Below are 21,767 nucleotides of genomic sequence, written 5' to 3' on the forward strand. Positions count from 1 at the left end.
TCGATACGATCCGGACCTGACAATCCGCCAGGACATCTCAGGGGGGATCGCTCCATGAGCACCGATCACATCCACCGGCGTACCGGCCTGCGGGCCGTGGCAGCCGTGTCGCTGCTGGCCGGCACGCTGGCCGTCGGCATACCGTCCGCGCAGGCGGAGACCGTGCCGGGCGGCCGGGCCACCCTGGAGGGCACCGCCCCCGAGTGGACCGGCGCCGCTGCGGACGCCGGGGTCACCGCCGGATCGACCCAGGTCAGTGCCCGTGTCCACCTCGCCGGACGGGACGCCCAGGGGCTGACCGCCTACGCGGCGGCGGTCTCGGACCCGGCCTCCGCCTCGTACGGCAAGTACCTGACGCCCGAACAGGCGGAGCAGCGCTTCGGCCCGAGCCCGCAGCAGATCGCGGCGGTCTCCGCCTGGCTGCGGTCCGCCGGACTGACCGTCAGCGGCGACGGCCGGCACTACCTCTCGGTCACCGGTGACGCCTCGTCCGTGCAGAAGGCGTTCGCCACACCGCTGCACGACTACCGCAAGGACGGCCGCACCTTCCACGCCCCCGCGCACGCCGCCTCCGCTCCGCGCGAGCTGGCCGACGCGGTGCTCACCGTCACCGGCCTGGACAACGCGCCGCACCGCGCCGAGCCGAAGGACACCCTGCCCGGCCCCGGCGCCGGCTTCCGCAACGCGGGCCCGTTCTCCACCTACTACGGCTCGAACGTCGCCACCACCCTGCCGGAGGCGTACGGCTCGAAGATCCCGTACGCCGTCCACGGGTACACCGGCACGCAGTTGCGGGCCGCCTACGGCGCGGGCAAGTACACCGGCAAGGGCGTGACGGTGGCGATCACCGACGCCTACGCCTCACCGACCATGGCGGCCGACGCCGCCGCGTACGCCAAGCGCAACGGCGACCAGGCCTACCGCAAGGGCCAGTACTCCGAGGTCCTGCCGTCCTCCTACAACAGCGTGGAGGAGTGCGACGCCTCCGGCTGGTACGGCGAGGAGTCCCTCGACGTGGAGGCGGTGCACGCGCTCGCCCCGGACGCGAACATCGTGTACGTCGCCGGCGCCTCCTGCAACGACCCCGACCTGCTCGACGCCCTCAACAAGATCGTCGACAGCCGGCTCGCCGACATCGTCTCCAACTCCTGGGGCGACATCGAGGCCAACCAGAGCGCGGACACCGCCGCCGCCTACGACCACACCTTCAAGCTGGGTGCGGTCGAGGGCATCGGCTTCTACTTCTCCTCCGGCGACGACGGCGACGAGGTCGCCAACACCGGCACCAAGCAGGTCGACATCCCCGCCAGCTCGGCCTGGGTGACCGCCGTGGGCGGCACCTCGCTGGCCGTCGGCAAGGGCGACCGGTACCAGTTCGAGACCGGCTGGGGCACCCAGAGGGCGGTCCTCTCCGCCGACGGCAAGAGCTGGACCGACTTCCCCGGCAGCTTCACCGGCGGCGCGGGCGGCGGCACCAGCGCCACCGTCAAGCAGCCCTTCTACCAGCGCGGAGTGGTCCCCGACTCGCTGGCCAAGGCCAACGGCCCGACCCGGATGCGCACCGTTCCCGACATCGCGGCGGTCGCCGACCCCAACACCGGCTTCCTGGTCGGCCAGACCCAGTCCTGGCCCGACGGCACCGTCTCCTACGACGAGTACCGGATCGGCGGCACCTCACTCGCCGCCCCGGTGATCGCCGGTGTCCAGGCGCTGGCGCAGCAGGCCCGACGCTTCCCGATCGGCTTCGCCAACCCGGGGATCTACGCCCGCTACGACTCCCCGCTCTACCACGACGTGACCGACCGTCCGCTCGGCGCCGGCCGTGAACTCGCGGTCGCCCGGGTCGACTTCATCAACACGGTGGACGCCGCCGACGGCCTGCGCACCTCGGTCCGCAGCCTCGGCAAGGACAGCTCGCTGCACGCGGTGCGCGGCTACGACGACGTCACCGGCGTCGGCTCGCCCGCCCCGGGCTACGTCGCCTCGTACGCGAACCCGCTGCACTGACCCGGCCGCGCCCGGCCGGACCGCAGGCCGCGGTCCGGCCGGGCGCAACCAGATCCAGGTCCGGCACCGGCACCCGACCCGCCGTCAGGCCGACCCGAGCAGCTCCGCCAGGTCGTAGCCGACCGGCTCCTCCAACTGGGCGTAGGTGCAGGACTCCGGGGTGCGGTCCGGCCGCCAGTGCTTGAACTGGGTGGTGTGCCGGAAGCGCGTCCCCTCCATGTGGTCGTACCCGACCTCGCAGACCCGCTCCGGGCGCAACGGCACCCAGCTGAGGTCCTTGCCGCCGGTCCACCGGCTCTGCCCGCCGGGCAGCCGGCCGGCGGCCTGGGCCGACTCGTCCTGCCAGGCCATCCAGGGGTGCTCGGCCCCCTCGGGCAGCCGCAGTGCGGCCAGTTCCCCGACCAGTTCGGCCCGCCGGGCCATGGTGAACGAGGCGCAGACCCCGACGTGCTGGAGCTGCCCGGCGTCGTCGTACAGCCCGAGCAGCAGCGAGCCGACCACCGGGCCGCTCTTGTGCTCGCGGTAGCCGGCCAGCACGCAGTCGGCGGTCCTGGTGTGCTTGATCTTGTACATCGCCCGGGCCCCCGGCTGGTACGGCTGGTCGAGCTGCTTGGCCACCACTCCGTCCAGCCCCGCGCCCTCGAACTGGCCGAACCAGCGCTCGGCCACCGCCGGGTCGGTGGTCGCGGGCGCCAGGTGCACCGGCGGCCGAGCCCCGGCCAGCGCGGCCACCAGCGCCTCCCGGCGCTCGCTCAGCGGCCGGTCCAGGTAGGAGTCCGCGCCCAGCGCGAGCAGGTCGAAGCCGACGAACGAGGCCGGAGTGCGCTCCGCCAGCGTGCGGACCCGGGACGCGGCCGGGTGGATCCGCTCCAGCAGCTCCTCGAAGTGCAGCCGCCCGTCGTGCGCGATCACGATCTCGCCGTCCAGCACGCACCGCTCCGGCAGCTCGGACCGCACCGCCGCCACCACCTCGGGGAAGTACCGGGTCAGCGGCTTCCCGGTCCGGCTGCCGATCTCGACCTCGTCGCCGTCGCGGAACACGATCGCCCGGAAGCCGTCCCACTTGGCCTCGTAGTGCAGGCCGGGCGGGATCCGGGTGACCGCCTTGGCCAGCATCGGCGAGACGGGCGGCAGCACGGGAAGGTCCATGCCCCGATGGTGGCGGTCCGTCAGCCAGAACGCGCGTCAGGAGCGCGCCCGGCCTAGCGTGGTGCACATGGCGAGTACGGCGATCGAGTTGGACGTGGACGGCCGGGCGGTGCGGCTCTCCAATCCGGACAAGGTGTACTTCCCGGAGCACGGGTACACCAAGCGGGACGTGGCGGAGTACTACCTGGCGGTGGCCCCGGGCGCGCTGCGCGGGCTGCGCGACCGGCCGACCACGCTGCAGCGCTTCCCGGACGGGATCGAGGCCGAGTTCTTCTACCAGAAGCGCGCCCCGAAGAGCCTGCCGGACTGGCTGCCGACCGCGCGGATCGCCTTCCCGAGCGGGCGTACCGCCGACGAGATCTGCCCGACCGAGGCGGCGGCCGTGCTCTGGGCGGTGAACCTGGGCTGCCTGACCTTCCACCCGTGGCCGGTCCGCCGGGCGGACACCGAGCACCCGGACGAGCTGCGGATCGACCTGGACCCGCAGCCGGGCACCGACTTCCACGACGCCGTCCGGGCCGCGCACGAGCTGCGCGCCGTCCTGGTCGAGCACGGCCTCCAGGGGTGGCCCAAGACCTCCGGCGGGCGCGGCCTGCACGTGTACGTGCCGATCGTGCCGGAGTGGACCTTCGCCGACTGCCGCCACGCGGTGATCGCGCTCGGCCGGGAGCTGGAGCGGCGGATGCCGGGCAGGGTGACCACCAACTGGTGGAAGGAGGAGCGCGGCGAGCGGATCTTCGTCGACTACAACCAGATGGCCCGGGACCGCACCATCGCCTCCCCCTACTCCGTCCGCCCGCGCCCGGAGGCGACCGTCTCGGCGCCGCTGCGCTGGGAGGAGCTGGACCAGGTCTCCCCGGTCGACTTCACCATCCGCACCATGCCCGCCCGCTACGCCGAACTCGGCGACCTGCACGCGGACCTGCCCGAGCACGCCTTCCGGCTCGACCCGCTGCTGGAGCTGGCGGCCCGGCAGGCCGCAGACCACGGTGTCGGCGACCTGCCGTACCCGCCGGACCACCCCAAGGTCGAGGGCGAGCCGCCCCGGGTGCAGCCGAGCCGGGCCCGCAAACAGCCGGAAAAATAGCGGTCGGCCCGCTGACCTGCCGGGTACCGTCCAGCCATGACCATGACCCGTTCAGCCCAGCCCGTCACCCCGGATGACCTCGACCTGGCCGTCCGACTCGCCGTCAGCACCCTGCGGGAGGCGCCCGAGTCGGCCTGGGACCGTCCGGCAGGTTCGCTGGAGTGGACCTGCTGGGAGACCACCGAGCACCTGGCCGACGACCTGTTCGCCTACGCCGCCCAGCTCGGCCCCCGCTCCCCCTCGCTGGAGCGCGAGGTGCCCTTCTCCTGGGAGCGCAAGCACCCGGGCGGGCCCGCCAACGCGATCGGCGCTGACCGGTCGGCCGGGTCGGCCGGGCTGCTCCAGGTGCTGGAGGCCTGCGGCGCCCTGCTGGTCTCGATGGCCCGCACCACCTCCCCGGAGGTCCGCTCCCACCACGGCTTCGGCGCCTCCGACCCCGAGGGCTTCACCGCGATGGGCATCGTGGAGACCCTGGTGCACACTCACGACCTGGCCGAGGGCCTCGGCCTCCCCTGGACCCCGCCCGCCGACCTCTGCGCCCGGGTCCTGCACCGCCTCTTCCCCGACTCCCCCACCGACACCGACCCCTGGACCACCCTGCTCTGGTCCACCGGCCGGGCCGACCTCCCCGGCCGCCCGCGCCCGACCCGGTGGCGCTGGAACGGCGTCCCGGCCGCCGAGCGCTGACGGCCCGGCGCCGGCCCTAGCCCAGCATCGCCAGCCGGCTGGCCGTCCGGTCCAGGTCGCGGATCAGGTCCGAGCCGGCCGGCAGCCCGGCCAGCGGGTCGGCACCGATCAGGATCAGCCGGACGTCGCGGTCGCAGCAGACGTCCACCAGGTTGGCGAACCGCTGCCGCCCGTCCGCCGAACAGGCCGTCAGCGGCGGGACGCCGTCCAGCACCAGGGTGTCGAAGCGCTCGGCCAGCGCCAGGTAGTCGGGCACCGCCGTCCGGCCCTCGCACAGCTCCTCGAAGCCGAACCAGACCAGCTCGCCCCGGGCGGCCCGGGCGGGCAGGTCGCGCAGGTGGGCCGGGACGGCGACCGCCTCGCCCGGCTCCGGCACGGCCAGGCCGAGCCGGGCCTCGCCGCCGGCGGGCAGCCGGGCGCCCGCCGCGAACCGCCGCCCGCTGCCGGGGCAGCGCAGCTGCCTGAAGTCGACCGGGCCCGAGACGTCCAGCACCTCCATCCGCTCCTCGATCAGCTTGATCGTCGGCTCGAAGAGGTGGTGGTACAGCGGGTCCGGCATCAGCCCGGCGGGTGGGTAGTTGGACGTGGTGACCAGGGTGACCTGCCGGTCCAGCAGGGTCCGGAACAGCCGCGCCACCAGCATCGCGTCACCGGCGTCGTGGGCGTGGAACTCGTCGAAGACCAGCACCCGGCAGTCGCCGAGCAGTTCGGCCACGGCGAGGTCCACCGCGCTCTGTCCGTCGCGGTGGCCGTCGCGGTGGGGACCGGGGTGGGAGACGCCTTCGTGCAGCCGGCGGAAGAAGTCGTGGAAGTGCAGCCGCCGCTTGCGCCCGGTCGGCAGGCCTTCGAAGAAGGTGTCCACCAGCCAGCTCTTGCCCCGCCCGACCGGCCCCCAGACGTACAGGCTGCGCGGCGGGCGCTGCCGGAACAGGCCGCCCGACTCGGCCAGTTCACCCGCCAGCCGGGACAGCCGGTCGACCGCGGGCTGCTGCGCCGGGTCCACGGCGAACCCGCGCTGCCCGGCCGCCGCCCGGAAGTGACGGCGCATCAACTCGACGTTCTTCTCGCTCACGCGTTCGGCCCCTAGCAGGGCGCCGGGCCCGGGGTGCCGCGCTCCGGGCCCTCGTCTGCCTAGGATCGGGAGATGATCGCCTACGCGCTCGCCATCCTGCTGCTGGTGCTGTTCGGACAGAACGTCCGGAAGGACCGCCGCCGGTTCAGCAACGCCGTGCTGCTCGGACTGGCGGCGGTCTTCTTCCTGCTGGGCGTGCTCGGCGAGTTCGACCGGCTCCCGGTCCGGGTCCTGGACGCCGTCGTGGTGATGACCCCGTTCGCCGCCGTCCTGGCCGCCGTGGCGGTGGGCGTCTGCCTGCTCGCCAACGGCGTGGTGATGGCCCGCCACGAGGGCGGCGGGCGCCTGGCCAACCTGCTCTCCCTGGGCGCCGGACTGGCCGTGCTCGGCGTCCTCGCACTGCTCTGGACCGCGGCCCGGGTCGACTCCCGGCCCCTGCACCTGGTCGCCGGGGCGGTGCTGCTGCCCGCCGGGTACCTGGCCTTCCTGCTGCTCTGCTTCCTCGGCTACTCCTGGGTGTACGGGCGGCTGCCGGTCCGCCGGGACGTGGACTTCGTGGTGGTGCTCGGCGCCGGACTGATCGACGGCATCCGGGTCCCCCCGCTGCTGGCGTCCCGGCTGGACCGGGGGTTCGACCTCTGCGCGGCGCAGGACGCCCGGGGCCGTCCGCCGGTGCTGGTGGTCTCGGGCGGCAAGGGCTCCGACGAGCAGGTCCCCGAGGCCGTCGCGATGGCCGACTACCTGACGGCGCGCGGGCTGGCCGCCGACCGGATCCGGCTGGAGGACCGCTCCCGCAACACCGCCGAGAACATGGAGTTCAGCGCCGCGGTGATGTCCGCCGAACGCGAGCACTACCACTGCGTGGTGGTGACCAACGACTTCCACGTCCTGCGCACCGCCCTGATCACCCGCAGGGCCGGCGTCCCGGGCCAGGTGACCGGCTCCCCGACGCCCGGCTACTACTGGCCCAGCGCCGTCCTGCGCGAGTTCGTCGCCGTCCTGGTGTCGTACCCCGTCACCAACGTCTGCGCGGTCCTGCTGCTGGCCCTGCTCGGCGGCGCGGCCGGCTGGCACGGCTAGGGGCTGTCTCCTTGATGGGGCCGGGCGGGCGCCGCCGGAGCACGCGCCCCCTTGCCCGGCAACGGGCAGGAGGGGCCCTTCGCCGGCTTCTCGTCAGTCGCCGATGCTCCGCATGGACTCTCCCCCAGCCTCCGGCATCCCAGCCTCCGGCCGGGGGGACCCCCACCCAGCCTGCGGCATCCCAGCCTCCGGCCGGGAGGGGCCCCCTTCTCGGCGCCGCCGAGGCACGCGCCCTCCTGCCCGCCAACGGGCAGGAGGGACCCTTCAACGACGCCCGCTGATCCGCCCCCATCAAGGAGGCAGCCCCTAGTCCAGGCCGGCGGCGGCTCGCAGCAGGTCGTAACCCGCCTGCACGAAGCGTCCGTCCAGCGCGGGCCCGGTGTTGGCCAGCGCTGCGACCGTGGTCGGGCCCTGCGGGGAGAAGCCGACGAAGCTGGTGAAGCCCCGGGTGCCGCCGGTGTGGAAGTAGAGGTCCCGGTCCCCGGAGTGCCGGTGCATCCAGACCAGGCCGAGCCGGTCCGTCGAGCCGGGCAGCCGCAGTCGCAGCCGCTGGACCTCCGCCAGGGCAGCGCCCAACCGGCCGTTGCGGCCTTCGGCGTGGGCCCGCAGGTAGTGCGTCAGGTCGGCCCCGGAGGACCGCACCGCTCCCGCGCCCGGCAGGCCGGGGATCAGCCACGGCGGTCGTGCCCGTCGGTGGCGGTAGCCGACCGCCAGCTCCGGGGCGTCCGGCCGGCAGCCCGTGGCAGTGAGTCCGAGCGGTCGGCCGATCCGCTCGGCCAGCAGTTCCCCGTACGGCAGCCCACCGGTCTCGGCGAGCAGCCGGCCGAGCAGACCGACGCCGTAGTTGGAGTAGCGGTACCGGCTACCGGGCGTGCCGTGCACGGTGGTTCGGGCCAGCGCCCCCGCCAGGCGGCGGTCGTCGAAGGTGGCGTAGGGGTTGCCGAACCAGTCCGGCAGCGCGCTGAGCAGCAGCCCCGGTGGCAGCCTCGGCAACCCCGAGGTGTGGGTGGCCAGGTGCAGCAGGCGGATCGGCCGGGCGGAGCCGGACCGGGCCGGCCTCCAGTGCGGCGGCAGCCGTCGCTCCACCGGGTCGTCCAGGGCGAGTTCGCCCCGGGTGGCCAGCTCGGCGAGCAGCAGGGCGGTGAACGTCTTGGAGACCGAGCCGAGTTCGAAGACGGTGGCCGGTGTGCACGGTGGCGCTCCCGGCTCCCACGCCGTCCGTCCGTGACACCGGATCTCCTCCCGATCCCCGCACGTGACGGCCAGGGTGACCGCGCTGGCGTGGGGGCCTGCCGCGCGTACCGCCTCCCCGAGGGCGCGGTCGAGTGCGTTCACGCGGCGACCGGTGCGCCGCCGAGGGCGCGGGAGAGCGCGACCGTGGCGGCCACCACACCCACCACGGCGGTGTGTTCGTGCTCGCGGAAGGTGTCCTCGGGGTCGTCGTAGGACAGCGGGGTCGCACCGTCGCGCGGGATGAGCCCGTCCGGCTGCTGGACGGCGGCCAGTGCGTCCCAGCCGACCCGGCCGGTGACCGGCTCCCCGATGCAGGAGTCCACGATGAGCAGCTCGCCCGCCAGGTCCCACTGCTCGGTCTCCAGCCAGACGTCGAGCCAGACCGGCAGCCAGTCCCGCAGGTACGCGTGCATCGGCTCGGGCAGGCACTCGGGCCGGGCGCCCCAGTCGGTGAGGTGGAACACCGTGTGGGTGACGTGGTAGCCGATCACCCAGGCGATGGTCCACGGCTCGGAGAGCGCGCCGAGCCAGGTGGCCTGGGCCAGCGCGGGCCAGTCCGGGGCGGGGCTGAGCCCGGCGATCCGGCGGGCGTTGGCCAGGGCGAGCTGCCGGTTGCCGGGGATCTCGACGGCGTGCACGGAGCGGAGCCGGCCCAGCGATTCGAGCAGCTCGTCCATGGCGGGGTGGCGGTAGCCGACCCGGGCGAAGTGGGCGTAGGTCTCCAGCGGGTCGATCACCGTGACGTGGCGCAGCTGCCGCTCGTACAGCAGGTCGCCGCAGCGCAGCTGGGCCCAGGACGCCTCCAGCAGTTCGCGCGCGAGCCGGGCGTCGTGCGCGCCGGTGACGCCGTCGCGAAGGATCAGCGAGGCGGCGAGCGCGGCCTCGCAGAGCGGCTTGTAGACGTCGTTCGGGTCGGCCAGGTCGATGATGGTGTTGTCCTCGATCCGGTCGAAGCCACCGAGCTGGCCGGTGTGCAGCCAGGCCAGGGCCCGCGAGCCGAGTTGCTGGGCGGTGGCCAGCACCTGGGTGTCGGTCATCGTTGTGCCCCCTTCCACGGGGCCCGGGTCAACAGGGCTCGGGCGACGGCGAGTTCGAGCCCGGACCGGGCGGTGCCGTCGCCGACGAAGCCGATCCGGTCCAGCACCGGCTCGACCTCCAGTCGGACCGGCCGGCCGTCGGCCTGCGCCCAGGCGAGCCAGCGGGCCAGCCGGACTGCGGTGGTCGGGTCGCGCCGCAGCATGGCGCGGACGGTGCCCCGGGCCAGGTCCAGGGTGTGGGCCCGGGCCGCGTCGTGCACGGCACCGTCGAGGCCGGGCAGGGCGAGGACGGAGAGCTGGGCCATCCGGACGGACCAGACCTGCCAGCCGAGGTCAGCCGGCCCGGGCGGTGCCGGCGGTGGCGGGGCGGCGGCCCCGGTGTCCGGGTGGGGCGTGGCGGCGAGGACGCACCGGGCCGCCCAGTCCTGCCAGGCGATGGCCAGCGCACCGGCCTCGGTGCCGGCGGTCGGCACCGGGAGGGCCCGCCGGGCCTCGGCCAGCAGCGCGGCCGTGGCCTCGTCGGGCGGAGCGCCGACCAGGAGCTGAGGGGCGAGCAGGTTGGCACCGAGCACCCGGGCGGCGGCCAGCAGCGGACGGCGCGCGGGGCCGTCCAGGTCGGTGGCAACGTCCGGGCCGGTGGTGCCGACGGGTACGGCCGCACCCCCGCCGTCTCGCACGGCGTCGAGGGTGCGGCCTGAGAACTGCTCCACTGCTGCGGCGTACTCGTCGCGCAGCGCGGTCTCGGTGAACGGCATGGTGGATCTCTCCTCCTTCACGGAATCCGGCACGGCCGTGGTGCGGCGCCGTGCCGCATGGCTGCCGCTCGCCGGGACGAGGTGCCGGCGGCCTACCGGGCCGGCTTCTCCTTCGGCGGCTTCGGAGACGCCAGCAGCAGCCCGGCCAGCAGCACTGCGCCGGCAGCCTCGGGCAGGTACGTGGGCGCGTCGGACACGACCGCCTCGTCCTCCACCATCAGGCTCGCGAGTGTCCCGGCCTCGGCGAGCGTCGCACTGCGTGACGCCGAAGCGGTTTCGGTCTGGAACTGAGTAAGCATCAGATGTGCCTCCTCGTACGGATTTCATCGCCCGATCGGGCGTTGCCCCCGTTCGACCCTACGAGCACGAACCACTGCCCGCACCCGCAACGGGCCGACCCGCAGCGCCTGGTGGCACTCCCGAGGCCCCGGGTCGGCGAGATCCGTCACTGTGCGGAATCACCGCGCTGTTCGCTCCCGGGCGATTCCGGCCGCAGGCCCCTCAACCACGCCAACTCCGCCGCCCCGCAGGGGTGCACGGGCGCGGCGGGGTGACGCTCCGCAACTTCGACGCACGAGCGGTGCGAGCCCGGTGATCCGCCGCCTTCCCAACCTCCTCAGGCGGCAAGCGCGGTCGGCCCCGAGCACAACGGCCTGATCCACCGGGAGGTGCACCCCGTCGTCCCGCCCTGGGTCGAGTACCCCCTCACCGAACCGGGCCGGCCCCTGCAGGTGACCATCGATGGCATGCGCGACTGGACCCACCGCTGCCTCGGCCACATCGAAGCGGCCCGCCGCCGCTCCGACGGCTGACCCGGCCGCCGTGCCCGGGAGGGACGGAGAGGGCGGGCCGGGCCGGGCTGCGCCGGGGCAGGGGGCCGGGCTACTTGGATTCGACCCGTCCGAGGGGGTCCGGACCGGCTGACAGGGCGTCACACGCCCGCCGCCAGGCGGGGTCCCCCGGGTACAGCTCGGAGCGCAGGTAGGACCAGGTGAGCCGCTGGACGGCGGACACCCGGGCGGGGCTGTCGTCGGTGGTCTCGGCGACGCCGTACCCGGAGATCCCTAGAGCCTGTCGGGTGCATTCGGCACCGTTCTGGCAGGTCACGCCAGTGCACACCGGTCCCGATCCGGTACGGCACCCCTTGCACCACCTGCCGGTGATCCCGCCACCGCCCACAACGCCCGTTGCTCACCGGCAGAAGCGGCTGAGGCCACTCCCACTCGCCCCGCCGCCGGCCCGGAGGGGCCCTGAACGCCGCGACGAGGCCGAGCTTGCCTGCCAGGGCATCGGCCCGGGTCCGGGATCTGGACCTGGACCCGATGCTCGCCCAACTGCGTTCCGGAGGAGCGGAGGTGGCCGAGGAGACCCAGGAGCCGGCGGAGGTCGGTCGCTTCGGCTGGGGCACCGACCCCGAGGGCAACGGATCGAGCTGTGGCAGGCCGACTGACGTCCGGTCAGGCGTGCGCAGTTCGGCTGGTTTGCGTTGGCGGATGCGGGCAAAGCGCACAGGCATGACAGGTATCGGTTCGGTCATCAGAGCATTGGCCCATGTCGTCGCAGGCATCCTGGTCGTCTGGATCCTGCTTGATCTGTTCGGCGCAAACACGGGGAACAACGTGGTCAGTTGGTTCCACACGGCCGCGGACTGGCTGGCGGCCTGGTCGCGCGGTCTGTTCGAGGTCTCCAACCACACGGTGCAGGTGCTGCTCGACTACGGCATCCCGGCAGTCGTCTACGCGATAATCGGCAACGTCCTCGGACGTCGGAGCCGGATCACCGCTTCTTGACCGTCGCGCACGGAACCAGGAGCTGTCCGGACGATCAGGTGACTGTCGTCCGGAGCCAGGCCGCCCGCCAACGCGAAGGATTGCGAGGCGGACGGCCACCGGCGTTCGACGAGGAGCGGGACAAGAAGCGCAACACTGTCGAACGAGCCATCAACAGGCTGAAGAACTCACGTGCCGTCGCGACCCGTTACAACGTGCTGGTACTCCGCCCCGGCCGAAACCGGCTCGGTGTCGAGCGGCCGGCGACAGCCGGCGTCATGCAGCTTGCTCAACGCCGAGTGATCGTTGGACACCAGCACCTGGGCCAACCGGGCTGCTGCGGTGACTACGGCAGACCAACCTGGTGAGCCCAGGTGGACCGCGTCGCGGGTAGCGGCGCCGACCGAGCCCTTCCCCGGCGGCGGTCCGTCTGACGAACGGTCACCAGGGCCTACCGGACGGCCGGGTCGGTGGGCGGCGTCAGGTCCGCCAGCGCCCGCACCTCGGCGGCGACGGCGGTGTGCCGTTCGCGGGGGATGTCGTGACCCACGCCGGGCTGGAGGACCAGCCGTGCGTCCCGGATCGCTGCGGCCGTGGCGCGGGCCGCGGAGGGCTTGAGCAGGGGATCGTCGGTGCCGTGCAGCACCAGCGTCGGAACCCGCAGCTCCGCCAGCGACGGGCCGTGCCAGGAGGCGCCGATCTGACGGGACTGGGCCTTCGCGCCGGCGATGCCGGTGTCCACGTCGGCGGTGATCCGCTCCAGCGCCTCCGTCTCGTCGAAGGGGTAGCCGGGTGAGGCGCACAGGCGCGCCACCGCGAGGCCTGCGGCGATCCGCTCCGCCCGGCCGTGGGCGGGCTTGATCCGGGCGAACTTGGCCAGGGTGCCCAGGCGGAGATGGCGAAACGCGCCCAGGCCGCCGGTGTCGCTGGGCAGCGCGGCGGACGAGGTGAGCGTGCGGACCCGGTCCGGGTGGCGCAGCGCGACGCGCTGGGCCACGACGCCGCCGAGCGAGTGCCCGAAGAGGTGGGCGGACTTCCAGCCGAGCGCGTCCATGACCGCGACCGCGTCGTCGGCCATGTCCTCGGCGGTGTAGGCGGCGCTGCGCCCGCGGGCCAGTGCGGCGAAGGGATTGCCCGTCGAGGCGTTCGCCGCCCACCGGGTGGACTCGCCGGCGTCGCGCTGGTCGTAGCGTGCGACGGCGAACCCGGCGGTGGCGAAGGCCGCGCACAGCTCCGTCGGCCACCAGTGCCGCGACACCGCCAGGCCCATCACCAGCAGCAGCGGCTCGCCGTCCGCGCCCTCCTGGAGCCGGTCGTAGGCGAGTTCGACCGCGCCGTTGCGGGCGGAGCGGCGTTCGGTCCAGGTCATGACGGTCTCCCTCGGTGCACCAAATACTGCGATCGCTGTTCGCAGTATTAGACTACAGCCAGTTCAGGAGCACAGGACGAGGAAGGACGGCAGGCAGTGACCGAACCCGAGCCACGACCCACCGTGTGGTCACGGCCCGAACGCGGCACGCGCGGACCCGCGCCCGAGCGGAGCCGTCGTCAGATCACCGCCGCCGCCGTCGCCCTGGCCGACGCCGAGGGGCTGGCCGCCGTCTCGATGCGCGCACTCGCCCAGAACCTGGGCACCGGACCCGCCTCGCTCTACCGCTACGTGGCCGGCCGCGACGACCTCCTCGACCTGATGGCCGACGTGGTCGCCGGAGAGCTCGACCTGTCGGCCGCGCCCACCGGCGACTGGATCGCCGATCTCGTCGGCCTCGCCCTGCAGTCCAAAGCCGCCTACGCCCGGCACCCCTGGCTGCTCGAACTGACCGCCCAACGCGGCACCGTGCTCGGCCCGCACGCGATCGACTACCTCGACCACGCGCTCGCCGTACTGGCCCACGCACCCGGCACCAGCCAGCAGAAACTGGAGACGATCAGCCTCGTCACCGGCGTGACCACACTCTTCGCCCGCCACCAGGCCACCGCCACGGCCGTCGGCTCCACCTCCGCCGCGCAGGCGGCCCACCTCGCCACCGTCGCCGCCGAGGGACGCCATCCGCACCTGCTCGCCGCACTGGCCACCGCCGGCCCACCCCCGTCGGAGAGCCCGGCCGACCAGGACGCCCTCTTCGCCCGCCTGCTGCGCCGCCTCCTGTCGGGGCTGCTCAGCCAATCCTGACCACGTCGGCTCACCGTGTCTGCCTGCTACTGCGGGCCCAAGTCCCCTTCCCCGAGCGGTCCGTCGTTCGGCTCGAACGGGTGCCCTAGTCTCGACGGATGACGCTCTACTTCGACCCGATGGCCGTCCTCGGCAAGAACCGCGACGTCTTTCGGGGCCGTTGGGAGGACCGGCTCTGGCTCAACGTCCCCGGGCCCTTCTACGGCGGGGAGACCGACACCTGTTGGACGGGACGGCTCTCGGCGCCCGCCCACGTCCTCTACGGAGGCGAGTACCTCAGCGGGTACGTCTATCGCCAGCCCAGAACGCCTGCGGAGACGGCCCTGTTGGTCGAGGCGGCAGACGACGACCCGTTCCACGGGTACGGCTGCGACGGCGACTCGCGATGGACACCGGAGACGGTGCGAGAGTGGTGGCGCAACCGCAACCAGGTCGTGCAGTACCTGTCCGAACAGCGCGCCGAATGGGATGAGAGCGATATCCAGGACGTCGCCGCCGCCGTTCGCGACTTCGAGCTCTACATCGCCGGTGATCTGGCAACCGACCTGCGGATCTACCTCTACTGGCTGGAGGAGCGGCGGTCCCCCACGCCCATTGACCGGTTGCCCGAGCTCTAGCGTCGCCCGGCGAGTACGCGGGCCCGCCGGGACCAAACTGTCGCCCCGTCGTGCTGATTACCCGTCAGCGCCGCCGGTACGAGGGCCCGGCAGGCACCCGTCAACGCGGTGGAGCCGGCCGGCACCGAGGGACGGTCCTGTCGGCCGGTTTCGTCGTTGAAGCAGTCCCGATGAGTGGTTCGCCGCATTCGTTGTCGCTGGTGTTGCATTCCGCGCCGCCCTGCGGCGGGCCCGAAGCCGCTCAGCTGTGCTCCACGGGGAAGCCGGCCGCGATCCCGCCCGGCGCCTTCCGCAGCCACACTGGCCGGTGCCCCAGCTCGGCAACGGACGGCGTGACGTAGAGCAGGCCCGGCTCCTCGCCCGGCTCGGCGGTGTCGTACGCCGCCGCGACCACCAGGCGCAGCGCCTCGCACGCGGTCCCGTCGGGGTCGGCCGCTGCGCCTGGTGGATCCAGCTGGGCTCCCAGCTCGATCAGTGCGGCGCGCAGCGTGCTGGTGATGTGGGTGACGGCAGCGCCACCGAGGGCGGGGTGTCCGCTGGTGTCCGGGTGGGGCAGGACCGTGGTGCCGGTAGGTGCTGTGGCGGTTACATGGGTCATGCTCTGGACGGTAGGGGAGGGGCCCGACATCAGGGCCTCGGGGCGCCCGTGCGACTGGTCGCGACAGCTGACACGTGGTCACGACGGCTGACACCCAAAGCGTGACGGACCCCGCCACCAGGACTTGTCCCGGAGAAGACCGACAGCCAGGCCGCCCGCCTGCGCAAGGGCTCACGCGGCGGACGGCCACTGGGCTTCGACGAGGACCGGTACAGGAGGCGCAACACCGTCGAACGAGCGATCAACCGGCTGAAGCAGTCCAGAGCGGTGGCCGGCCGCTATGACAAGCGCGGCTCCATCTACCTCGGTACCGCCACAGCAGCAGCGCTCACGATCTGGCTCCGCACATGACCGGCCGGACAAGCTCTAGGCAACCACCTCGAGGACAACCTTGCCCTGCAGGTGGCCCTGCTCGGCGCGGGTGTGGGCCTGTGCCGCCGCGCTCAGTGGGAAAACGCTGTCGATGCCGACTCGTAGCCGGCCGGCATCGATCAGGCTTGCCAGCTCCGCCAGTTGCTTCCCGCTGGAGCGAACCTGCCATCCACCCACCGTGATGCCGAGTTCCGCGGCGCGCTCGCGGTGGTACTCCCCGAGGAAGACCGGGGCGATGAAGCCGCCGCGCCGCAGCACCGGCAGGAACCGGTAGCCGTCCGGGCCGCCGACGGTGTCGATCAGTACGTCCACCTCCCGTACGACGTCCTCGACTGCGGCCCGGGTGTAGTCCACGAACCGGTCGACGCCCAGGTCCTTCAGGAACGCCTCGTGACGCCTGGAGGCCACGCCGATCACCTGCGCGGCGCCCGCGACCTTGGCCAACTGCACGGAGAAGTGGCCTACTCCGCCACCCGCGCCGTTGACCAGGACAGTGCCGCCCGGTCCGAGGCGCAAGTGTTCGACGAGGAACTGGTAGGCGGTGAGGCCTGCCATCGGCACGGCCGCAGCCTCCACATGTCCGAGCGCGGCCGGCTTGCGCGCGAGGTGCATGGCAGGCGACGTGGCGAACTCGGCGTACCCCGAGGCCCGGCCGGGAAAGTTCACCAGCCCGAAGACCTCATCGCCGGTCTGCCACTCGGTGACCCCAGCGCCCACGCCCGCGACAACGCCGGAGATGTCGGAGCCCGGCGTGAACGGCAGCGGCCACACCGGGCGCAGCGCTTCCGGGATGTTCGCGAAGCCCCGGCGCGCGTACCAGTCGGGCGGATTGACTCCTGCCGCGTGGACCCGTACCAGCACCTCGCCCGGCCCTGCCGCAGGCCGCGGCACCTCCTCGTACACCAACTGCTCGGGATCGCCGAAGGCGTGCACCCGCGCGGCCCACATCGTCCCTGTCCTCATTCCGTTCCCCCATACGTCAGTGGTGCGCCCCGTCCGGATAGAATCCGGAGCACTGCTCCGAATAGTAAGCGGAGCAGCGCTCCGGTTGTCAATGTCAGGAATTCCCATGCCAGATGAACCCGCCCAGCAAGGACAGCGCGCCGACGCGCAGCGCAACCGCGAGCGCATCCTCGAAGCCGCAGGTGAGGTCCTCGGCGAGCAGGGAACCCAGGCCTCGCTACGGGATGTAGCCCGCCGGGCCGGGGTCGGACTGGGCACGCTCTACCGGCACTTCCCGACCCGCGACGCGCTCCTGGAAACCCTGCTGCGAACCGGCTTCGACCAGCTCGCCGAGGAGGCCGGCCGACTGCTGGACGCGGACCTTCCATCGGAGCGGGCACTGGCCGACTGGATCAGCGAGTTCACCCTCCGGTCCGGCACCTTCCGAGGGCTGCCGGCTTCGCTGATGGCCACGCTCGGAGACCCGGACTCGGCCCTGCACGCCTCGTGCCTGGCCATGCGCGAGACCGCCGGCCGACTGCTGCGGGCGGCCCAGGAAACCGGGCGGATCCGCCCCGATGTGGACGGCACCGACCTGTTCGCCCTGGCCAACGCCCTCAGCTGGATTGCCGACCAGGCGCCCTCGATCGCCGCCCGCCGCGACCACCTGCTCACCCTGATCATGGATGGCCTCGCGAACTCCGGTGCCAGGTAGACCACGCTGGCCAGGTGCTGTCCGGGCCCGCAAAGACCGCCCGGACAGTACTGGGTCAAGACCGTGAAAAGGATCAAGGGGAAGGCTGTCGACCTCGCTCATCGCCCTCTACCGAGGCGAGGCCGTCGGCCTGGACGCTCCACAATGCCTTGAAGCCCACATATACGGCGGCCTCGACGAGTGGGGGCTCCACGGCGGCTGATCGCCGACACCACCGAATCTCAGCACCTACTTGGCCGAGTGGCCCGCCCTGTCGCGCTCAGTCACATCGAGCGGAGCAGGGCCGCCGGCAGCGAAACGGCTTGAACCGGACAGACTGGGACGCTGGCGAGACATGCCAGGAAGACCCCCGGCGGCACCATCCGTCGCCACGCCCGATTCCCCTCGCGGTCACGGCCTGCCCACCCGCGAACGATGCCGTTCGGGGCTTCTCAGATCGCCCGGGCAAGCGGCAGGTCCGCCTCGCTGGAGGCGTGACGTCCATGGCCGGGCTCGCACTGGCCCAGCTCGCGCAGCTGCTCCTCGCCCACCCCGTCGGCCACGGCCTGGGCAAGGGCCGCATCCAGCTGACGGCGGGTACGGGCATGCTCAGCGATGGCCTGCTCGACGCGCTCCAGAGAACTCGCCGTCCTGGGCTTGAGGCTCGTGATCACCTTGAGGTTCATGCGACTCGCGTGCCCCAATCGCCCGCGGGCATGCGCGCCCACGACCAGCGGCGCGAACGATTCACGATCACCGTTGTGAGCCTGGCCGCTGTGGCCGGTGGCCGCCCGGCCTGTCCCGGGCTGAACCGTGGTCCAGGTGCGTATCGGGGCGGCGGTGGACGCCGCCAAGGCGCGGGCGGCGTCCACCGTGGACTGTCGGGCGGTCAGAGGATCTCGATGTCCTTGACCTTGGGCGGGTGGTTCGGGAAGGAGATGTCGGTCCAGCGGTCGATCCGGACCGAGTCGCCATTGGCGTCGTAGTAGATCAGGTCGTTGTTGCCGGTGACGATCCGGTCGACCCACCAGTTGCCGAAGGAGGTCCGCCCCCGATTCGCATAGCAGTCGACGCTCTCCCGGCCGCCGTTGTGCGACCAGATCTTCAGGAAGTTCTCCCCGCCCCGGCACTCGACGTGGTCGATGGCGAAGGCGTTGCCGGTCGGCATGGTGAACGTGAAGGCGGCTGCGGCGGCGAGCGCCACGGCGAAGGAACGCGCGAGTCTCTTCTTTGAGGCCACGGAGTCTCCCTGGTGCGGAGGCCGGCCCGGGCCAGCCTCTGTCGGTAACGCGGACCACCAAGCTACTGACGGGTGTCCGCCATTCGGCGGCAACACTCCGGGCACGAACCATGGCGGGTGGGTTTCACCTGAACGGGTAATCACCGCAATGCTGTTGACCAGTCATGGGCCCGGCCCCCGGCCGACCCCGACGGCCCGGACAACCTTCTCGTTCCTGCCCAGGGCCGTGTCCACCCGCTGTGCCTGCGCCACGCCCCCGCAGGCCCTCCCGACGGTCCTGCAGGCGGCCTGGCGGCTCCCCGCAGGGTGGAGTCCCCGGTCTGTCCAGGTGTGCCCAGCACCGCCAGAGGGCGTCGGCCGCGCGCCGGTGGGTCTGGCAGAACGTCGAGCCGATCCGGCCCTCGGCGTCCGCCGCAGCCTGAAGAGCCGTCAGAATCCGCTCCCCCGTACCGTCGGCGGACCAGCGGCGGTGCCGGTCGTACACCGTGGTCCACGACCCGAAACGGTCGGGCAGATCCCGCCACGGCACGCCGGTCCGCGCCCGACAGCTCGGGGCGGGGGCCACTTCGGCCGCGGGCACGGGCTGGACCGAAGCTCCGTCAGGACCACTGCGGGGAAAGTGGGTTACCGGCGTGCGGCACACGTCTAGGCTGTCGCTTCGGGCACCAACGACATGGGCCCGGCCATCGCCACCAGGAGGCATCGAGCATGAGCGACGCGGAGTTCGTCAGCGCCCCCGCCCTGATCCTCCGGTCCCTGTCCCGGGAGCCGGAGCGCACGGTACTGACCACCGCTGACGGGGTCGGTATCACGGCAGGCGAGTACGTCGCCGCGACCCACCGGCTCGCCCACGAGCTGGTGGCCCGGCACGTCGGCGGCACGACCGTCTCCCTGCTCACCGGCAACACCCCCGAAGCGCTCGGCGCCCGGCACGCGGCCGGCATCGCGGGGGCGCGGGTGGTCAACCTGTACGACGGCATGAGCGTCGAGGTGCTCGCCGAGATCGTCCGCAGCGTGGACACGGCCGTCCTTCTGGTGGATTCCGAACGGTACGCGGACGCAGCCGGCTTGCTCGCCCTGGTGGACGTCCCGACCGTCCTGACCCTGGGGCCGGCTCCCGGGGGGCTCGGTGCGGACGTGATCGCCGCCTCGGCCGGCCGGCCCACCTCACCCCCTGCCGTGCAGGTCGGCCCCGACGACCACCTGGGTATCCGGCACACTGGCGGGACCACCGGCGTCCCCAAGGGCATCCTCAGCCTGCACGGGCCCTACCGCCGGGCCTTCGACGTCCCGTTCGGCCCCGCCGGCCGACGGCCCCGCTTCCTCGCCGCCACCTCCCTCGCCCATCTCGCGGGCGTGCTCAGCGACCTGACGCTCCACCACGGCGGAGAGGTGTTCCTGCAGCGCTCCTTCGACGCCGGCGCGGTGCTGGCCGCCGTCGAACGCGAGCGGATCACCGACCTCTGGGTCCTGCCGCCGCTGCTCCACCGCCTGCTGGACCACCCGGCGATCGCCCGCACCGACCTCTCCAGCCTCCACCGCGTCAGTTACGGGGGCAGCGTCGCCTCACCGACCCGCCTGCGCGAGGCACTCGGGGTGTTCGGGCCGATCATGACGAGCGGGTACGGGATGTCGGAGGCGATGAACATCGCCGTCCTCGAACCCCACGACCACGACCGGGTCGGCCACGACGGCCGGATCGCCGTCGGCCGGCCGCTCCCCGGTGTCGAGGTGGAGGTCCGCGCCGCCACGGGGGCCGTCCTGCCGGCCGACCAGGTGGGCGAGATCCACGTCCGTTCGCGCGGCCTGATGGCCGGCTACTGGAAGCGGCCGGACCTCACCGCCGAGGTGCTGCGCGACGGTTGGCTGAAGACCGGCGACATCGGCTACCTCGACCGGGACGGCTACCTCTACCTGGCCGACCGCAGCTCCGACAAGATCATCGTGGTCGGCGGTCACGTCCACCCCTCCGAGGTCGAGGACCTGCTGCTCACCCACCCGGCCGTGGCCCAGGCCGCCGTCCTGGGCATCCGCGACGACCAGGAGGTGGAGCACGTCCACGCCGTGGTCGTCCCCGCCCCCGGGCAGCAGCCCGAACTCGACGACCTCCGCACCTTCGTCACCACCCGCAAGGGCCGCATCTACGCACCGGAGGCCCTCCACCTGGTGGCCGAGATCCCCCTCACCCCGGTCGGCAAGCCGGACAAGAAACACCTGCGCACGCTGCTCGTCCCCGACTCCACCACAGGGACTCCGGCCTGAGCTGAGCGACCGGGCCGGGCTCAGTGGGGCAGCAGTCGGCTGCCCGGTGGGAGCGCCCCGGTGCGGGCGGCCTCGGCGAGGTGGGTGAGCAGGGCGGAGCGGAACTCGGCGGCCGCTCGGCTGAGCGGGACCTCGCGGCCGTGGGCGACCGCGATGGTCCGGCCGAGGGCGGGGCGGGCGAAGGGGGTGACGTGCAGGCCGGAGCGGGCGGCGACCATGCCGGGGAGCACGGCCGGGCCGAGACCGGCCCGGACGGAGGCGAGGACGGCGTCCATCTCGCCGCCCTCCACGGCGTAGACGGGCTCGAAGCCGGCCCGGCGGCAGGCGGCCAGGGTGGTCTCGCGGACGTCGTACCCCTCGCGGAACATCACCAGCGGCCGGTCCCGCAGGTCCTCGATCCGGGCCCGGCGCCCGACGGGGGTTCCGGCGCCGGGCCCTGCGGAGACCAGGACGAGCTCCTCGTGCAGCAGCTCGGTGACGGCCAGCTGCGCGGGCCCGCCGCCCTCCGGCGGGACCACCAGGGCGAGGTCCAACTCACCTGCTTCCAGGGCGCGTTCGAGACCGCGTGAACCGTCCTCGCGGAGCTGGAGGTCGACGCCGGGGTGGGCGGCCCTGAAGGCGCGCAGCACATCCGGCACCAGGCTGACGCAGAGACTGGGCGGTGCTCCGAAGCGCACCCGGCCGCGCCGCAGCTGCACGGTCTCCTGCACCGCGCGGCGGGCCGACTCGGTGTCGGCGAGGATGCGCCGAGCCAGCGGCAGCAGGGCCTCGCCGGCGTCGGTGAGGACGGCCCCGGTCCGCGAGCGGTGGAACAGCTCGGCTCCCAACTCCCGCTCCAGGGAACGGATCTGCTGGGACAGCGAGGGCTGCGCGACCAGCTCCCGCTCGGCGGCCCGGGTGAAGTTGCGGGTCTCGGCGACGGCGGTGAAGTAGCGGAGCTGCTGGAGCTGCATCCACCCATCATAGGCGTTGCCTATCGTCAGGCCCGGAACC

The 21,767-nt window shown here is 73.0% G+C and carries 22 protein-coding genes and 3 pseudogenes; 11 read left to right on the forward strand and 14 right to left on the reverse strand.

Features of this window, described 5'->3' with window-relative positions; genetic code table 11:
- Nucleotides 1-54 precede the first annotated feature (54 nt).
- Nucleotides 55-2,007 carry a S53 family peptidase gene (locus tag ABT118_RS06125; RefSeq protein ID WP_350645272.1) on the forward strand — a complete coding sequence of 651 codons (1,953 nt, stop codon included), beginning with the start codon at nucleotides 55-57 and terminating at the stop codon, nucleotides 2,005-2,007.
- 84 nt (nucleotides 2,008-2,091) lie between these two features.
- On the opposite strand, the gene ABT118_RS06130 is transcribed toward ABT118_RS06125, so the two are convergent.
- A complete protein-coding gene (locus ABT118_RS06130) occupies nucleotides 2,092-3,156 on the reverse strand; it encodes an ATP-dependent DNA ligase (RefSeq protein WP_350645274.1) in 1,065 nt (354 codons plus the stop codon).
- 82 nt (nucleotides 3,157-3,238) lie between these two features.
- On the opposite strand from ABT118_RS06130, the gene ligD reads away from it, so the two are divergent.
- Nucleotides 3,239-4,243 carry a non-homologous end-joining DNA ligase gene (gene ligD / locus ABT118_RS06135; RefSeq protein ID WP_350646282.1) on the forward strand — a complete coding sequence of 335 codons (1,005 nt, stop codon included), beginning with the start codon at nucleotides 3,239-3,241 and terminating at the stop codon, nucleotides 4,241-4,243.
- A 42-nt stretch (nucleotides 4,244-4,285) separates the two neighbouring features.
- The gene (locus tag ABT118_RS06140) at nucleotides 4,286-4,930 is read left to right on the forward strand and encodes a maleylpyruvate isomerase N-terminal domain-containing protein (RefSeq protein ID WP_350646283.1); all 645 of its coding nucleotides are present in this window, start codon (nucleotides 4,286-4,288) and stop codon (nucleotides 4,928-4,930) included.
- A 16-nt stretch (nucleotides 4,931-4,946) separates the two neighbouring features.
- Here the strand turns inward: ABT118_RS06140 and zapE are convergent, their stop codons facing one another.
- The gene (gene zapE / locus ABT118_RS06145; protein WP_350645275.1) at nucleotides 4,947-6,002 is read right to left on the reverse strand and encodes a cell division protein ZapE; all 1,056 of its coding nucleotides are present in this window, start codon (nucleotides 6,000-6,002) and stop codon (nucleotides 4,947-4,949) included.
- Between the two features lie 72 nt (nucleotides 6,003-6,074).
- Between zapE and ABT118_RS06150 the strand changes: the two genes are divergently transcribed.
- The gene (locus ABT118_RS06150; RefSeq protein ID WP_350645276.1) at nucleotides 6,075-7,082 is read left to right on the forward strand and encodes a YdcF family protein; all 1,008 of its coding nucleotides are present in this window, start codon (nucleotides 6,075-6,077) and stop codon (nucleotides 7,080-7,082) included.
- Between the two features lie 306 nt (nucleotides 7,083-7,388).
- Here ABT118_RS06150 and ABT118_RS06155 read toward each other — a convergent pair whose 3' ends face one another.
- The 4 genes from ABT118_RS06155 to ABT118_RS06170 all read right to left on the reverse strand — a co-directional run bounded on the left by ABT118_RS06155 (nucleotide 7,389) and on the right by ABT118_RS06170 (nucleotide 10,406).
- Nucleotides 7,389-8,417: a serine hydrolase domain-containing protein gene (locus ABT118_RS06155; protein WP_350645277.1), complete on the reverse strand. Its 1,029-nt coding sequence runs from the start codon at nucleotides 8,415-8,417 to the stop codon at nucleotides 7,389-7,391.
- On the reverse strand, nucleotides 8,414-9,352 hold the full coding sequence (locus ABT118_RS06160; RefSeq protein ID WP_350645278.1) for a DUF6895 family protein: 939 nt from the start codon (nucleotides 9,350-9,352) through the stop codon (nucleotides 8,414-8,416). The genes ABT118_RS06155 and ABT118_RS06160 overlap by 4 nt, the downstream gene beginning before the upstream one ends.
- Nucleotides 9,349-10,107, reverse strand: coding sequence for a hypothetical protein (locus tag ABT118_RS06165; RefSeq protein ID WP_350645279.1), 759 nt, complete (start codon nucleotides 10,105-10,107; stop codon nucleotides 9,349-9,351). The genes ABT118_RS06160 and ABT118_RS06165 overlap by 4 nt, the downstream gene beginning before the upstream one ends.
- A gap of 92 nt (nucleotides 10,108-10,199) precedes the next feature.
- Nucleotides 10,200-10,406 (reverse strand): hypothetical protein, encoded by a 207-nt coding sequence (locus ABT118_RS06170; RefSeq protein WP_350645281.1) that lies wholly within the window; start codon nucleotides 10,404-10,406, stop codon nucleotides 10,200-10,202.
- 354 nt (nucleotides 10,407-10,760) lie between these two features.
- On the opposite strand from ABT118_RS06170, the gene ABT118_RS06175 reads away from it, so the two are divergent.
- On the forward strand, nucleotides 10,761-10,919 hold the full coding sequence (locus ABT118_RS06175) for a winged helix-turn-helix transcriptional regulator (protein WP_502884511.1): 159 nt from the start codon (nucleotides 10,761-10,763) through the stop codon (nucleotides 10,917-10,919).
- A 70-nt stretch (nucleotides 10,920-10,989) separates the two neighbouring features.
- On the opposite strand, the pseudogene ABT118_RS06180 reads toward ABT118_RS06175, so the two are convergent.
- A pseudogene (locus ABT118_RS06180) lies at nucleotides 10,990-11,172 on the reverse strand (chlorophyllase); the annotation flags it as partial.
- A 290-nt stretch (nucleotides 11,173-11,462) separates the two neighbouring features.
- Here ABT118_RS06180 and ABT118_RS06190 point away from each other — a divergent pair.
- Entirely contained in the window at nucleotides 11,463-11,897 is a 435-nt protein-coding gene (locus tag ABT118_RS06190; protein ID WP_350645283.1) for a hypothetical protein, read from the forward strand.
- A 430-nt stretch (nucleotides 11,898-12,327) separates the two neighbouring features.
- On the opposite strand, the gene ABT118_RS06200 is transcribed toward ABT118_RS06190, so the two are convergent.
- Nucleotides 12,328-13,245, reverse strand: a complete 918-nt coding sequence (locus ABT118_RS06200) for an alpha/beta fold hydrolase (protein ID WP_350645285.1) — start codon at nucleotides 13,243-13,245, stop codon at nucleotides 12,328-12,330.
- A gap of 96 nt (nucleotides 13,246-13,341) precedes the next feature.
- Between ABT118_RS06200 and ABT118_RS06205 the strand changes: the two genes are divergently transcribed.
- Together ABT118_RS06205 and ABT118_RS06210 are read left to right on the forward strand one after the other, a co-directional pair.
- Complete coding sequence (locus ABT118_RS06205; RefSeq protein WP_350645287.1) at nucleotides 13,342-14,049, forward strand: TetR/AcrR family transcriptional regulator; 708 nt, start codon at nucleotides 13,342-13,344, stop codon at nucleotides 14,047-14,049.
- 98 nt (nucleotides 14,050-14,147) lie between these two features.
- Nucleotides 14,148-14,666 carry a ferredoxin gene (locus ABT118_RS06210; protein ID WP_350645289.1) on the forward strand — a complete coding sequence of 173 codons (519 nt, stop codon included), beginning with the start codon at nucleotides 14,148-14,150 and terminating at the stop codon, nucleotides 14,664-14,666.
- Nucleotides 14,667-14,907: 241 nt separating this feature from the next.
- Here ABT118_RS06210 and ABT118_RS06215 read toward each other — a convergent pair whose 3' ends face one another.
- Nucleotides 14,908-15,264 (reverse strand): hypothetical protein, encoded by a 357-nt coding sequence (locus ABT118_RS06215; RefSeq protein WP_350645291.1) that lies wholly within the window; start codon nucleotides 15,262-15,264, stop codon nucleotides 14,908-14,910.
- A gap of 126 nt (nucleotides 15,265-15,390) precedes the next feature.
- On the opposite strand from ABT118_RS06215, the pseudogene ABT118_RS06220 reads away from it, so the two are divergent.
- Nucleotides 15,391-15,615: pseudogene (locus ABT118_RS06220) on the forward strand (IS5/IS1182 family transposase); the annotation flags it as partial.
- 15 nt (nucleotides 15,616-15,630) lie between these two features.
- On the opposite strand, the gene ABT118_RS06225 reads toward ABT118_RS06220, so the two are convergent.
- A complete protein-coding gene (locus ABT118_RS06225; RefSeq protein ID WP_350645293.1) occupies nucleotides 15,631-16,584 on the reverse strand; it encodes an NADP-dependent oxidoreductase in 954 nt (317 codons plus the stop codon).
- 121 nt (nucleotides 16,585-16,705) lie between these two features.
- Here ABT118_RS06225 and ABT118_RS06230 point away from each other — a divergent pair, with 121 nt between their 5' ends.
- Complete coding sequence (locus ABT118_RS06230; RefSeq protein ID WP_350645294.1) at nucleotides 16,706-17,293, forward strand: TetR/AcrR family transcriptional regulator; 588 nt, start codon at nucleotides 16,706-16,708, stop codon at nucleotides 17,291-17,293.
- A 431-nt stretch (nucleotides 17,294-17,724) separates the two neighbouring features.
- Here the strand turns inward: ABT118_RS06230 and ABT118_RS06235 are convergent, their stop codons facing one another.
- The 3 genes and pseudogenes from ABT118_RS06235 to ABT118_RS06245 all read right to left on the reverse strand — a co-directional run.
- Nucleotides 17,725-18,144, reverse strand: coding sequence for a hypothetical protein (locus tag ABT118_RS06235; RefSeq protein WP_350645295.1), 420 nt, complete (start codon nucleotides 18,142-18,144; stop codon nucleotides 17,725-17,727).
- A gap of 17 nt (nucleotides 18,145-18,161) precedes the next feature.
- Complete coding sequence (locus ABT118_RS06240; RefSeq protein ID WP_350646284.1) at nucleotides 18,162-18,440, reverse strand: beta/gamma crystallin domain-containing protein; 279 nt, start codon at nucleotides 18,438-18,440, stop codon at nucleotides 18,162-18,164.
- A 421-nt stretch (nucleotides 18,441-18,861) separates the two neighbouring features.
- Nucleotides 18,862-19,215, reverse strand: a pseudogene (locus tag ABT118_RS06245) (transposase); the annotation flags it as partial.
- 5 nt (nucleotides 19,216-19,220) lie between these two features.
- Here ABT118_RS06245 and ABT118_RS06250 point away from each other — a divergent pair.
- Complete coding sequence (locus tag ABT118_RS06250) at nucleotides 19,221-20,774, forward strand: AMP-binding protein (RefSeq protein WP_350645296.1); 1,554 nt, start codon at nucleotides 19,221-19,223, stop codon at nucleotides 20,772-20,774.
- A gap of 20 nt (nucleotides 20,775-20,794) precedes the next feature.
- Here ABT118_RS06250 and ABT118_RS06255 read toward each other — a convergent pair whose 3' ends face one another.
- Nucleotides 20,795-21,727 carry a LysR family transcriptional regulator gene (locus ABT118_RS06255; protein WP_350645298.1) on the reverse strand — a complete coding sequence of 311 codons (933 nt, stop codon included), beginning with the start codon at nucleotides 21,725-21,727 and terminating at the stop codon, nucleotides 20,795-20,797.
- Nucleotides 21,728-21,767: the final 40 nt, after the last annotated feature.

The sequence above is a fragment of the Kitasatospora sp. NPDC002040 genome (assembly GCF_040296785.1).
In the GTDB taxonomy this organism is placed as follows: domain Bacteria; phylum Actinomycetota; class Actinomycetes; order Streptomycetales; family Streptomycetaceae; genus Kitasatospora.